13 protein-coding genes are annotated in these 13,265 nt (G+C 70.0%); 8 read left to right on the top strand and 5 right to left on the bottom strand.

The features are described 5' to 3' along the window. Positions 1-88: 88 nt before the first annotated feature. The gene (locus ACZ5Y9_RS02625) at positions 89-526 is read right to left on the bottom strand and encodes a VOC family protein (protein ID WP_464472191.1); all 438 of its coding nucleotides are present in this window, start codon (positions 524-526) and stop codon (positions 89-91) included. A 99-nt stretch (positions 527-625) separates the two neighbouring features. Between ACZ5Y9_RS02625 and ACZ5Y9_RS02620 the strand changes: the two genes are divergently transcribed. The 3 genes from ACZ5Y9_RS02620 to ACZ5Y9_RS02610 are packed head-to-tail and all read left to right on the top strand — an operon-like array spanning position 626 to position 4,177. Further along, the gene (locus tag ACZ5Y9_RS02620) at positions 626-1,615 is read left to right on the top strand and encodes a helix-turn-helix transcriptional regulator (RefSeq protein WP_464472190.1); all 990 of its coding nucleotides are present in this window, start codon (positions 626-628) and stop codon (positions 1,613-1,615) included. 40 nt (positions 1,616-1,655) lie between these two features. Next, positions 1,656-3,983, top strand: a complete 2,328-nt coding sequence (gene purL / locus ACZ5Y9_RS02615; RefSeq protein ID WP_247633250.1) for a phosphoribosylformylglycinamidine synthase subunit PurL — start codon at positions 1,656-1,658, stop codon at positions 3,981-3,983. After that, on the top strand, positions 3,983-4,177 hold the full coding sequence (locus tag ACZ5Y9_RS02610) for a hypothetical protein (RefSeq protein ID WP_404596835.1): 195 nt from the start codon (positions 3,983-3,985) through the stop codon (positions 4,175-4,177). Before purL ends, ACZ5Y9_RS02610 begins: the two co-directional genes overlap by 1 nt. 363 nt (positions 4,178-4,540) lie before the next feature. Here the strand turns inward: ACZ5Y9_RS02610 and ACZ5Y9_RS02605 are convergent, their stop codons facing one another. Continuing rightward, positions 4,541-5,113, bottom strand: a complete 573-nt coding sequence (locus ACZ5Y9_RS02605) for a TetR/AcrR family transcriptional regulator (RefSeq protein WP_247623844.1) — start codon at positions 5,111-5,113, stop codon at positions 4,541-4,543. 69 nt (positions 5,114-5,182) lie between these two features. On the opposite strand from ACZ5Y9_RS02605, the gene ACZ5Y9_RS02600 reads away from it, so the two are divergent. The 3 genes from ACZ5Y9_RS02600 to ACZ5Y9_RS02590 all read left to right on the top strand — a co-directional run bounded on the left by ACZ5Y9_RS02600 (position 5,183) and on the right by ACZ5Y9_RS02590 (position 8,710). Then, entirely contained in the window at positions 5,183-7,744 is a 2,562-nt protein-coding gene (locus ACZ5Y9_RS02600; RefSeq protein WP_247623845.1) for an MMPL family transporter, read from the top strand. A 136-nt stretch (positions 7,745-7,880) separates the two neighbouring features. Next, a complete protein-coding gene (locus tag ACZ5Y9_RS02595; RefSeq protein WP_464472189.1) occupies positions 7,881-8,240 on the top strand; it encodes a TraR/DksA family transcriptional regulator in 360 nt (119 codons plus the stop codon). 32 nt (positions 8,241-8,272) lie between these two features. Beyond that, complete coding sequence (locus ACZ5Y9_RS02590; protein WP_247623847.1) at positions 8,273-8,710, top strand: VOC family protein; 438 nt, start codon at positions 8,273-8,275, stop codon at positions 8,708-8,710. Positions 8,711-8,730: 20 nt separating this feature from the next. On the opposite strand, the gene ACZ5Y9_RS02585 is transcribed toward ACZ5Y9_RS02590, so the two are convergent. Beyond that, on the bottom strand, positions 8,731-9,315 hold the full coding sequence (locus ACZ5Y9_RS02585; protein WP_247623848.1) for a TetR/AcrR family transcriptional regulator: 585 nt from the start codon (positions 9,313-9,315) through the stop codon (positions 8,731-8,733). Positions 9,316-9,385: 70 nt separating this feature from the next. Continuing rightward, positions 9,386-10,225: a Gfo/Idh/MocA family protein gene (locus tag ACZ5Y9_RS02580; protein WP_464472188.1), complete on the bottom strand. Its 840-nt coding sequence runs from the start codon at positions 10,223-10,225 to the stop codon at positions 9,386-9,388. A 63-nt stretch (positions 10,226-10,288) separates the two neighbouring features. Between ACZ5Y9_RS02580 and ACZ5Y9_RS02575 the strand changes: the two genes are divergently transcribed. Next, on the top strand, positions 10,289-11,116 hold the full coding sequence (locus ACZ5Y9_RS02575) for a hypothetical protein (protein ID WP_464472187.1): 828 nt from the start codon (positions 10,289-10,291) through the stop codon (positions 11,114-11,116). After that, positions 11,113-11,958: an SMP-30/gluconolactonase/LRE family protein gene (locus ACZ5Y9_RS02570; protein WP_464472186.1), complete on the top strand. Its 846-nt coding sequence runs from the start codon at positions 11,113-11,115 to the stop codon at positions 11,956-11,958. Before ACZ5Y9_RS02575 ends, ACZ5Y9_RS02570 begins: the two co-directional genes overlap by 4 nt. A 284-nt stretch (positions 11,959-12,242) precedes the next feature. Here ACZ5Y9_RS02570 and ACZ5Y9_RS02565 read toward each other — a convergent pair whose 3' ends face one another. Beyond that, positions 12,243-13,211 carry a C-terminal binding protein gene (locus ACZ5Y9_RS02565; RefSeq protein WP_464472185.1) on the bottom strand — a complete coding sequence of 323 codons (969 nt, stop codon included), beginning with the start codon at positions 13,209-13,211 and terminating at the stop codon, positions 12,243-12,245. Between the last annotated feature and the right edge of the window lie 54 nt (positions 13,212-13,265).

The following is a 13,265-nucleotide window of genomic DNA, read 5'->3' as shown; positions in this document are numbered from 1 at the left end:
AGGAAAGGTCGGCCGGATCGGCCCAAAAACCTCCGTTCCGGCCCGATTCGGCCAGTTCTTCCTGAATTGGGTACAGCGCCGACCGGCCTCACGCCACGTCGAGCACCCAGGTCACCCCGAACCGATCGGTGAGCATGCCGAATCCGGCCGACCAGGCCGAGGCGGCGAGCGGCTCGACGATCACAGCGCCCACGGCGAGCGCTTCCCAGTACCCGGTGAGCTCGTCGAGCGACGAGGCCCGCAGCGACTGAAAGAACGGACGGTCGGTGATCGTCACGCCGTTCTCTCGACGGGTGACCCCGGCCGGAGCATCCGTCGCTCCGGGGATGTCGTAAGCCATCAGTGCGATCGCGCCCCCGGCGATCTGCCCGAAGACGACCTTGTCGGCACCGGGCACGTCGGCCGGCATTCCGAAGTCCCCGTAGGTCGCGGCCGTGACGGTGCCGCCGAAGACCTCGGCATAGAAGTCGAGCGCCGCGCGTGCGGTGCCGGCGAAGTTGAGGTGGGTCGTGGTGGTGACGGTCATGATTCCTCCTGTGAGAGATGAGCCGAGCGGATGCCCGTACGACCACTCTCTCGACAGAAGAGGTCAGTTTCGGTCCTCTACTCGGCGCACAATGGAGACATGGCCGGAAGCTCGTCACGGATGCTCGCACTGCTCTCCCTTCTGCAGACGCAGCGCGATTGGCCCGGTGCCGTGCTCGCCGAGCGTCTCGAGGTGAGCCCGCGCACGGTGCGCCGCGACGTCGACCGGCTCCGCGATCTCGGTTACCGGATCGGCGCGGTCAAGGGACCCGACGGCGGGTACCGACTCGCCGCCGGGTCGGAGCTCCCACCCCTCCTCTTCGACGACGAGCAGGCCGTCGCCGTCGCGGTCGCCCTGCAGAGCATCCCGGCGAGCGGGATCGACATCGACGAGGGAGCCGAGCGAGCCCTGGCGACGGTGCGCCAGGTCATGCCGTCGCGCTTGCGGCATCGGATCGACGGCATCCGCTTCCAGGGATCGACGGCCGCCGACCGCGTCGACCCCGCCACCCTCGAAGCGGTGACGGCCGCGGTGCGCGACCGGCACATGCTGCGGTTCGACTACGGAGTGACCGAATCGGATGCCTCGCGCCGCCGCGTCGAGCCGCATGATGTCGTGTCGCGCCAGGGCCGCTGGTACCTGATCGCGTGGGATCTCGACCGCGACGACTGGCGTATCTTCCGCCTCGACCGCCTGCACCCGCGCATCCCGACCGGTCCGGCCTTCACCCCGCGCCCGCTGCCCGGCGGCGTCAACGCCCGCACCTTCCTCGCAGCGCGGTCGAAGGGATCGGATGCCGCCGACCGCTGGCCCTGCATCGGCACCGTCGTGATCGACCTGCCTGCCCGCGAGATCACTCCGTACCTCGACGACGGCGATCTCGAGCAGCTCCCCGACGGACGCTGCCGCCTCACGCTCGGCTCCTGGTCGTGGACCGGTCTGGTCGCCGCGGTCGCCCGCTTCGACGCGCCCTTCACGATCGAGGGACCCGCGGCGTTCGCCGAGGCATCCGTCGCCCTCTCGGCACGCCTGGCCGCAGCATCCGCCCCCTCTCGCCCCCCGGCCGGCCACCCGACCGCACCCCGGTAGACTGGCACTGCCCCGCCGGCCCCTTCCTCTTGGAGTGTGCGTGACCACCGCCCCTGCACCTGCCCGCAAGCACGTCCCCGACTCCGTCTCGAACGCGATCGCGACGCCCGAGAAGGAGCAGCCCTACGCGGCGCTCGGACTCAAGCCCGACGAGTACGCGAAGATCCGCGAGATCCTCGGACGCCGCCCTACCTCGGGCGAGCTGGCGATGTACTCGGTCATGTGGTCGGAGCACTGCTCGTACAAGAGCAGCAAGAACTACCTGCGCCGCTTCGGCCAGAAGGTCTCCGACGAGATGAAGGAACGCCTCATGGTGGGCATGGGCCAGAACGCGGGCGTCATCGACGTCGGCGAGGGCTGGGCCGTCACCTTCAAGGCCGAGAGCCACAACCACCCGAGCTTCATCGAGCCCTTCCAGGGTGCGGCGACCGGCGTCGGCGGCATCGTGCGCGACATCATCTCGATGGGCGCCCGCCCGGTCGCGGTCATGGACGCCCTGCGCTTCGGTGCGATCGACCACCCCGACACCGCCCGCGTCGTGCACGGAGTGACCAGCGGCATCAGCTTCTACGGCAACTGCCTCGGCCTGCCGAACATCGGCGGCGAGACGGTCTTCGACTCGGTCTACCAGGCCAACCCGCTCGTCAACGCGCTCGCGGTGGGCGTGCTCCGCCACGAGGACCTCAAGCTCGCCAACGCGACCGGAGTCGGCAACAAGGTCGTGCTGTTCGGCGCCCGCACGGGTGGCGACGGCATCGGCGGTGCGAGCATCCTCGCCTCCGACACGTTCGCCGACGGCGGCCCGACCAAGCGCCCCGCGGTGCAGGTCGGCGACCCCTTCGCCGAGAAGGTGCTCATCGAGTGCTGCCTCGAGCTCTACCGCGACGAGCTCGTCGAGGCGATCCAGGACCTCGGCGCCGCGGGCATCTCGTGCGCGACCAGTGAGCTCGCCGCCAACGGCAACAGCGGCATGAAGGTGTCGCTCGACAACGTGCTGCTGCGCGACCCCTCGCTGACCGCCGAAGAGATCCTCATGTCGGAGTCGCAGGAGCGCATGATGGCGATCGTGGCGCCCGAGAAGCTCGACGCGTTCCTCGCCGTGGTGAACAAGTGGGAGGTCGAGACCTCCGTGCTCGGCGAGGTCACCGGCGACGGACGCCTCGTCATCGACTGGCAGGGCGAGCGCATCGTCGACGTCGACCCCTCGACGGTCGCGGTCGACGGCCCGGTCTACGACCGCCCGGTCGCCTACCCGACGTGGATCGACGCGCTGCAGGCGGATGCCGCCGAGCTGCTGCCCCGCGCGAACGACGCCGACACCCTGCGCGAGCAGTTCCTCGCGCTGGTGGGCTCGCCGAACCTGGCCGACACGAGCTGGATCACCAACCAGTACGACTACTACGTGCTCGGCAACACGGCCCTGAGCTTCCCCGACGACGCCGGCATGATCCGCGTCGACGAGGAGTCGGGTCTCGGATTCTCGATCTCCACCGACGCCAACGGCCGCTACTGCCAGCTCGACCCCTACGCGGGTGCACAGCTGGCCCTGGCCGAGGCGTACCGCAACGTCGCCGTCACCGGCGCCGTGCCCACCGCGATCACCGACTGCCTCAACTTCGGTTCTCCCGAGAACCCCGAGGTCATGTGGCAGTTCGGCCAGACGGTCGACGGCCTCGCCGACGGATGCTTCGAACTGGGCACCCCGGTCACCGGCGGCAACGTCTCGTTCTACAACCAGACCGGCGACGTGCCGATCCACCCGACCCCGCTCGTGGGCGTGCTCGGCATCATCGACGACGTCTCGCGTCGCATCCCCTCGGGATGGCAGGACGAGGGCCAGAACATCTACCTGCTCGGCACCACCTCGACCGAGCTCTCGGGTTCGGCGTGGGCCGAGGTCGTGCACCAGCACCTCGGCGGACTCCCCCCGAAGGTCGACCTCGCGGGCGAGAAGCGCCTCGCGGGCCTGCTCGCCGCCGCTCGCGACGAGTGGCTGATCTCGTCGGCGCACGACGTCTCCGAGGGCGGCCTCGGCCAGGCCCTCGCCGAGGGGGTCATGCGCTTCGGCGTCGGCGCCCGCGTGTGGCTCACCGAGATCATCGACCGCGACGGTGTGGATGCGGCATCCGCCCTGTTCTCCGAGTCGACCGGTCGCGTCATCGTGACCGTGCCGCGCGAGGACGACGTGAAGTTCCGCGGACTCTGCGAGGGACGCGGCTACCCGGTCATGCGCATCGGCGTGACCGACAGCGAGCCGCAGCTCGAGGTGCAGGACGTCTTCACGATCCCCGTCGCCGAGCTGCGCGAGCGCTCGGCCGCCACGCTGCCGTCGTACTTCGGTCCGACCGTCACCGAACAGGTTTCCTGATGAGCGACCTCAGCCGGCGCGAGCCGAACGAGCCGGCCCGGCGCGAGAGCGCCCGTCCCGAGCTCAGCGAGGACTACGGCGACCTCGGCGAGCGCCGCAATCGGCGCATCCGGGTGATCGCGTGGACGGTCATCATCGCGCTGATCCTCGGTGGTGGCGGCGCGACGCTGTTCACCCTGCTCCCCGGTTTCTGAGGCATCCGCTTTCCGGGCTTGCGACGCTTCGACAAGCTCAGCGACCCAGGGCGGTCGGCTCAGCGACCCAGGGCGGTCGGCTCAGCGACCCAGCGTTGAAACTGGGTCCCTGAGCCTGTCGAAGGGCCCGACCCCGCGCACCGCAACGCAGGAGATCTCGCCTTCTGCAGGATCGAATACCGCGGATGCTCCTGCGATACGCGAGATCTCCTGCCGTTCTGCGTAGGGGACGCTTCGACAAGCTCAGCGACCCAGCGTCTTGGCTCAGCAACCCAGCGTCTTGGCTCAGCGCCCCAGCGTCTTAGCTCAGCGGCCCAGGGGGGAAACCCGGTCCCTGAGCGAGCGCAGCGAGACGAAGGGCGCTCAGCGCGCGAACAGGAACCGCGCCAACCGCACGACGCCCTCGGAGTCGCGCTTCTCGCGGCCGAGCGACTCGACGATGATGGCGCCGAGGATCGCGCGGCCGATCTGCGCGACGGGGGCATCCTCGGCCAGCTGGCCGTCGCGGATGCCGGCGCGCAGCCGCGAGCCGAGATGCTCCTCGACGCCCAGACTCTCGCCGAGGTGCTGGCCGACTCCGGCATCCTCGGTCGCCGCCGCGACCAGCGACCGCAGCAGCGCGCCGCCCTGGGGTTCGTCGAGGATCGCGAGCACGCTGCGCAACCACGCCTCGACGTCGGCGGAGAGGTCGCCCGTGTACGGCACGACGAAGTCGACGGGGATGAGCCGCCCCTCGGCGAGGCACTCCCCGATCAGGGCTCCGCGCGACGGCCACCACCGGTAGATGGTCTGCTTGCCGACGCCGGCCTCTTTCGCGATGCCCTCGATCGTCAGCCGGTCGTAGCCCTGATTGTGGAACAGGCGGGCGGTGGCGTCGAGGATCGCCTCGCGCGCGGCGGTGCTGCGCACGGGTCCGCTTCGATGCTCGTTCACCATCCATTCAGGATAGCCACAGATCTCTAGACGAGACGTGCCGTATGCTCAACGAGTCTGAAGGAGATCGTCTTGGCTTCACTGCTTTTCCGTCTGGGTTCTTTCGCTGCGCGCAAGGCGTGGACGGTGGTCATCTCGTGGGTCGTGATCCTCGGCCTCGGGGTCGGCGCGTTCCTCACGCTCGGCGGCACGCTCAGCAACAGCTTCGACATCCCCGGCACCGCCTCGGGCGAGGTCATCGACGAGCTCGCCGACAAGCTGCCCGACACCGCCGGAGGCACGGGCACCGTGGTCTACCAGACCGAGAACGGCGAGCCCTTCACCGACGAGCAGAAGAAGGAGATCTCGGCGCTCGCGGCGAGCGCCGAAGACCTCGACGGCGTCGCCCGGGTCATCGACCCCTTCGACGCCCAGCAGCAGCAGGCCGACCAGGAGCAGGAGCTCGCCGACGGCGCCGCACAGATCGCCGACGGCCGCACGCAGCTGGATGCCGGTCAGGCCCAGCTCGACAGCGGACGCACCCAGCTCGAAGACGGCATCGCGCAGATCGACGCCGGCATCGCCCAGGCCCAGGCGGCCGGAGCCCCGGCACAGCAGATCACCGTGCTCGAGGGGCAGAAGGCCGCGCTCACCTCTCAGCTCGCCGCCCTCGACGCCCAGCAGCAGACGATCGACCAGAACCGCGACGACCTCGACGCCAACGCCGAGCAGCTCGACCTCGGCACCACCCTCCTCGATCTCACGGACGGCATCGGCGTCGTCTCGGATGACGGCTCGACCGCCATCGTCAACGTCTCGTTCGTCGACCCGCGCCTCGAGCTCTCCGAAGAGGTCAAGCAGGAAACGATCTCGCACTTCGACGACACCGCCGTCGAGGGCACCACGGTCGACTTCGGCACCGACATCGCCCAGGGCGTTCCCGAGATCTTCGGCATCGGCGAGGCGATCGGACTCGCCTTCGCGGCGGTCGTGCTCATCGTCATGCTCGGCTCGCTGATCGGCGCCGCACTCCCCATCATCACCGCGATCGTCGGCGTGGGCGTCGGCGTGACCTCGTCGCTGGCCTTCTCGGGCGTCGTCGACATGGCATCCGTCACCCCCGTGCTGGGGGTGATGCTCGGGCTCGCGGTCGGCATCGACTACTCGCTCTTCATCGTCAACCGCCACCGCAAGCAGCTGCTCGCCGGATCCCCCGTGCGCGAGTCGATCGGGCTCGCCACCGGAACCTCGGGCACCGCGGTCGTCTTCGCCGGCGCGACCGTGATCGTCGCGCTGCTCGCCCTCAACGTCACTGGTGTGCCGTTCCTCGGCCTCATGGGCACCGTCGGCGCCGTGTGCGTCGCGGTCGCCGTACTCGTCGCGATCACCCTCGCCCCCGCGATCCTCGGCCTCATCGGCGACCGTCTGCTCGGCAAGAAGGCCCGCGCGACCGTCGGCGAGCCGCACGCCACCGGCAAGCCCGTGAAGCGCATGTCGACGCTGCGCGCCGTCGTCACCGTGCTCGTCAGCATCGTGGGCCTGCTCATCATCGCCATCCCCTCGATGTCGATGCGCCTCGGCCTGCCCGACGGCGGCAGCGAGCCCAGCGACTCCACCAGCTACCGCGCCTTCCACGCCGTGAACGAGCAGTTCGGCGAGGGAGCCAACGGCCCGCTCCTCGTCACGGCCACCCTCGACGAGGCGGTCAGTGACGACGACCTGCTCGCCACGCAGGTGGAGGTCGCGCAGAAGCTCGCCGATCAGGACGACGTGGTCGCCGTCGCGCCCGTCGCGACCTCCGACGACAACACGCTCCTCGCCTTCCAGGTGCTGCCGGCCGAAGGCCCCAACAGCTCCTCGACGGAACAGCTCGTGCAGAGTATCCGTTCGCTGCCCGAACTCGACGGCGGCATCACGCTCGGCGTCGCCGGTCAGGCGGCCGTCAACATCGACATCTCCGAGGCACTCGCCGGAGTCCTGCCGCTGTACCTCGTGGTCGTCGTCGGACTCTCGCTGCTGATCATGATCGTCGTGTTCCGCTCGCTGCTCGTGCCGGTCATCGCCACCGGAGGCTTCGTGCTGTCGCTCTTCGCGACGTACGGCCTGATCGTGGCGGTGTTCCAGTTCGGCTGGGGCGCCGACATCATCGGGCTGCACAGCACCGGACCGATCCTCAGCTTCCTGCCGGTGATCCTCGTCGGCATCCTGTTCGGACTCGCGATGGACTACCAGCTCTTCCTCGCCTCCGGCATGCGCGAGGCCTACGTGCACGGGGCGTCGGCGCGGGATGCCGTGGCGCAGGGCTTCCGCGCCGGCCGCTCGGTCGTGATCGCCGCCGCCCTCATCATGGTGTCGGTGTTCGGCGGGTTCATCTTCTCGGAGTCGACGATCATCCGGTCGATCGGCTTCGGCCTCGCGTTCGGTGTGCTGCTCGACGCGTTCGTCGTGCGGATGCTGCTCATGCCCGCGCTCATGCACCTGCTCGGGAAATCGGCCTGGTGGCTGCCGCGCTGGCTCGACCGCCTGTTGCCCAATGTCGACATGGAGGGTGCCGCGCTCGAGCGCGACCACCCCGCCGTGCACACCGACAGCATCCCGACGGTCGAGACGCCCGAGCCGAAGACGCGCGCCGAGCGCAAGCGGCGGCAGGGCTGAGCCCAAGCGGCAGGGCCGAGCGCAAGCGGCAGGGCTGAGCCCTTCGTCTCGCTCCGCTCGCTCAGGAACCGAGTAACCCGATTCCTGAGCGAGGAGCGCAGCGACGAGACGATGGGCCGCACAGTAGGGTGGCCGCATGGAGGAGGACGACGGTCGGTTGCGCGCGCTGCTCACGGCCATGCGTGCGCAGGCGGATGCCCGTGTCCGGGCGACCGCGGCGATCCTCACCGATCTCACCCACGACCGCGAGGGCTCGAACGACGACGACGAGCACGACCCCGAGGGGGTCACGCTGTCGTCGGAGTGGTCGCGGCTGACCGGGCTCGCGGAGGCCGCGGCATCCGAACTCCAGCAGGTCGACGACGCGCTCGCCCGCATGGATGCCGGCACCTACGGCGTGTGCCTGAACTGCGGCCGACCGATCCCGGCCGCCCGGCTCGAGGTGCGTCCGTTCGCGGAGTACTGCGTCGCCTGCGCCGAGAAGCTCGGGCACTGACAACTCCGGCGCGCGGGGCTAGCATTCCGAGCATGCCCATCGCACTCGAGAACGTCGGCATCGCGGTGCGCGACATCGACGCCACCATCGCCTTCTTCACCGACCTCGGCCTGGAGGTCGTCGGCCGCGACACCGTCAGCGGCGACTGGGCCGACACGGCGGTGGGGCTCGACGGCAACCACGCGCGCATCGCGATGCTGCAGACGCCCGACGGTCACGGCCGTCTCGAGCTGTTCGAGTACATCCATCCCGATGCGATCGAGACCGAGCCGACCCTCCCGAACGAGATCGGCATGCACCGGGTCGCCTTCTCGGTCGACGACATCGACGCATCCCTCGAGATCGCCGCCCGTCACGGCTGCCACCCGCTGCGCGGGGTCGCGAACTACCAGGACGTCTATCGCCTCGCCTACGTGCGCGGCCCGAGCGGCATCATCGTGATGCTCGCGCAGGACCTCACTCGCGGCTGATCCCGAGCGAGAGCAGCGCGTCAGTCGCGGCGGGAGGCCAGGCGGATGCCGTCCCACAGCCGCGAGAGACGCTCGACCATGTCGACCTCGGGGTCGAGGAGCCACTGCACCTGGAGCCCGTCGGCGGCGGCGAGCACGATGTCGACCGCGATCTTCGGGTCGAGCGTCGCACCGAGCTCCCCGGACTTCTGGGCGCGGTCGATCACGCCCGTGAGCACGCCGCGCGCCCACGCGTAGCGTTCGACGAAGTACTCGTGTGCGGGATGCCCCACCATCGTGGCCTCCGCCGAGAACTCGACGAAGAGCCTCACGAGACCGGGGACCGAGACGTTGTGCTCGATGATCGACAGGAACCCGGCGAACGTGGGGTCGGGGTCCATGAACTCGCCGAGGTCGCGCTCGTCGCGGGCCCGCAGAACCTCCATGTAGAGCTCTTCGCGCGAGCCGAAGTAGTGCATGAGCCCGGGCTGGGTCAGACCGACCCGCGCGGCGATCTCTCGATTCGACGCCTTGCGATAACCGACCTCCGCCACCACGTCGAGCGCGACCTGCAGGATCTCCTCCCGCTTCGCCACACCCTTCGCGTACCTTCCCCGCGCCACCATGCGCACATTCTAGGTTCGAATGCCACCGGGAAACCGATTTCCTGCGCCTGCCGTCATCGAAGAGGGCGCCTCACGACCTCTCGGCCACGACCGCGGCCAGCACGGCGACCGTCGCGGTCATCTGCTCGGGCGGTACCGGGAGCTCGCCGGTGTCGAGCATGCGCACGAAGGCCTCGACGCCGGGACGCACGTAGTCGGACCCGACGACGATCTCACGGCTCTCCGTCCCGCCGCTGCCGACGGCGGTCACGCGGAACGGCACCGACACCTCACCCTCCGGGCGCACGAAATCGAGCGTCACCCCCACCCCGCCGACGGCGTATCGGGCGCGCACGCGCCCCGGGGAGTGCTCCACCTCGACCTCTTCGGGCGCCCCGGGAACCAGGCGCTGGGCGAGATCGGCGAGATGGATGCCGTAGAAGAAGAGGCCGCCGTAGGGTCCGTCGGGATCGGCCGGACCGGTGATGGTGAGACTCTGCACCTCCCCGATCGACGGGAGCGCGGCGGCGACGGCATCCGTGTCGGGCAGCCAGCGCAGCGTCGACGACGACGTGACGGGCGTCGACCCGGCGGCGGCGAGGATCGCGTCGGCATCGGCGACCGAGAGCGCGAGCGGCTTGTCGATCCACACCGGCACGCCCGCCTCGAGGAAGGGCACGGCGAGCGAGCGATGCGTCGACCCGTCGCGAGTGGCCACGATCAGGGCGTCGACCTCGCCGATCAGGTCGGTGGATGCCGTCACGATGCGCTCGATGCCGCCGAGCTCGGCCAGCCGCTCCGTGCGGTCGGCGACACCGGCGACGAGGGCCGTGATCCGGGCATCCTCGACGCCGTCGACGTTGAGCGCGCGCACGATCCCATCGACGTGGGTGTTCTCGATGCCGACGATGCCGATGCGGTGCGCTGCCATGCCTCCATCCTCTCGAAGACGGGCCTCGGCGGTGTCGCCGCACGCCAGTAGGCTGGGCACATCATGCAACCGTTGCTGGACTTCGCGGGCGACTACTGGTGGCTCATCTTCCCGATCATGGGCATGGCCGGAGGCGCTGCGAAGGCGTGGGAGCGTTCGGCCAAGCGCCGCCATGAGCGCCGGATCGAGACCCTCCGCATGAAGGCGCAGCTCAAGACCGCGCAGATCGAGGCGCGAGCACTGAGCCAGAAACCGCGGGGCCAGCGCACGACGGTCGTCGACACCACGGCATCCCCCGTTCCGAACGATCTGCTCGCGCGCCTGCTCGCCGAGCACGACGAGATAACCGCGCGCTGGCTCGACTACGAGCTCGACGTCGCGAAGCTCATCGCCTTCCCCGCCATGAGCGATGGGCGCCAGCCGCTCACGGCCGCGTTCCTGCGCGCGAAGCGCACCGCCGACGCACTGCGTCCGGCGTCGGCCGAGGCCAAGGTCACCGAGCAGCAGGTGTCGGAGTACCTCGACGCGGTGGGTGCGTACGCCGTCGCGTTCGAGATCGCCGAGAAGGATGCCCGGCGTCTGCGCGATTCGACCTTCACCGACGCCGAGCGGAAGCGCCTCGATCGCGCGCAGCAGCTGCTCAAGGTCGCGGTCGACGAGTCGGCCACGCAGGCCGAGCGCAACGTCGCCTACAAGCGCGTGCGCGAAGAGCTCGACGGTCTCATCCTGCTGTCGGACGACGCCGTGCAGGTGCTCGAGAAGCAGGTCGCGCGAGAGATCGCGGCTCCCGCCGCACCTGCCTCTGCGCCGAGTGCGGCGTCGACCCCGGAGACGGCTTCCACCCCCGAGCCCGAGCGGATGCCGCTGCGGCGCACCGACGAGCAGTCGTGAAGGCCGAGAACCTCACCGGCCCGATCTGCGTGCACGCCGAGGCGCCCGTCTGGTCGACATCGTGGGGCGGCATCCGCTGGGTCGACGGCGACGCCGCCGACCTCGTGACGCTGCGCGACGACGGCATCCATCGCCTGCACCTCGATGACACGTATGCGGCGTTCGTGCGCCCGCGCGTTGGCGGCGGATTCGTCGCCCTCGGTGCGCGCTCGCTGCACCTCACGGATTCGCCAGACGGACCGGCGCGCGTCGCCGCGACCTTCGACCTCGGCGATGCGCGCTTCAACGACGGCACGGTCGACCCGCTCGGGCGGCTGCTCGCCGGGTCGATGGCTCTCGGCGATGCCGGAGCCGTGGGGCGGATGCTGCGGATCGGCGGCGACCTCGCCTCCACCACGGTGCTGTCGAGCGTGACCGTCTCGAACGGCGTGGCCTTCGCCCCGGGTGGATCCCGGGCCTACTACGTCGACACTGTCACGCAGCGGGTCGACGTGTTCGATGTGGCTGAGGGGGAGCTGCGTGGACGGCGCGGATTCGCGACGATCCCCGAGGAGCAGGGGTCGCCCGACGGGTTGACCGTCGCCGCCGACGGATCGGTGTGGGTCGCGCTCTGGGGCGGTTCGGCGGTGCACGGCTACGCGCCCGACGGTTCCCTGATCGCTCGGATCGAGTTGCCCGTCCCCCAGGTCAGTGCCTGCACGTTCGGCGGCGACGACCTCGGCACGCTCTTCATCACGACCTCGGCGCAGGGGCTCGGAGCAGACCACGGCACCGAGGCGGGCTCACTCTTCGCCGTCCAGCCCGGCGTGAGCGGTATGCCCGTGGCGGCGTTCGCCGGCTGACGGCTCTCTCGGGACCGGGTTTCTCGGGGCGAGACGCTTCGACGGGCTCAGCGCCCCAGTCAGAAGCTGGCTCAGCGACTCAGTCAGAAGCTGGGTTCCTGAGCCTGTCGAAGGGCCCCTGACCCAGCGACATCGTCGTTGTGCGCGGCATCCGCTCGGCACCCGTTCGGGAGGAGAACTCGCCCAAGGGAGGAGAAAAACAGCGGATTCCTCCGCCCAACGCGGAGATCTCCTCCCGAACGGGCACGGCGACCCGGGGGTCGCGTGAGGAACTGGGCCGAGGCTCAGCCGGCGTACGCCGGGTTCACGATCGGCACCGATTCCCCGGCGAGGAAGCGGATCACGTTCTCGGCGGCGTGCACGGGCAGGTCGGCGAGCGCCTCGGGCGAGAACCACGCCGCGTGCGGGCTGAGCAGCACCTGATCGAGGTCGCGCAACGGGGAGCCGTCGGCCAGCGGCTCACCGTCGAAGACGTCGAGCGCGGCCGCGCCCAAGTGCCCGGAGCGCAGCGCATCGGCCAGCGCTCGCTCGTCGATGAGCGGTCCGCGACACGTGTTCACGACCACGGCTCCGGGCTTCATCGTCGCGATCGACTCGGCGTCGATCAGGTGCCGGGTCGCCTCGGTGAGCGGCACGTGCAGGGTGAGGATGTCGGCCTGCGCCACGGCATCCGGGATCTCGACGGGCTCGCACCCGGCCGAGCGGATGCCGTCGGCGGACGCGTACGGGTCGGCGACGAGCACCCGGAAACCGAGCGCCCGGCATCCGCGGGCCACGATCGATCCGATGCGGCCGAAGCCGAGCACCGACAGCGTGGTCGTCGACGGACGCACGGCGAGGGGCCGGGCGTCCACCGCCTTCCAGGTGCCGGCGCGCACCGCGCGGTCGTAGGCCGGCAGCCCGCGCGCCTGGGTCATGATCATCGCGATGGTGTGCGCGGCGACCTCCTCGATGCAGTAGCTCGGGGTGTTCGCGACCGCGATGCCGCGAGCGGTGGCTGCTTCGACGTCGATCATGTCGTACCCGATGCCGACGCGGCTGATGATGCGCAGGTTCGGCATCCGATCGAGTACCTCGGCCGTGATCGGGGCCCATTGCACGACGAGCCCTGTGGCATCCGCCCCGAGAGTTGCGAGGTCGTCGGATGCCGGGGACGCTGCCCGTTCGGCATGGAGCCCGGCGGATCGGAGCGTGTCTTCGATGACGGTTCCGGGGAGGTCGCAGTCGCTGACGAGAATGAACGGCGTTGTCATGAGTGCGATGCTATAGCATCTAGCACTTAGTCCTCCGCGTCGTACAGGCTCAGC

It is taken from the genome of Microbacterium sp. T3-8, from assembly GCF_055398145.1.
This window is presented reverse-complemented; position numbering and strand designations above follow the sequence as displayed.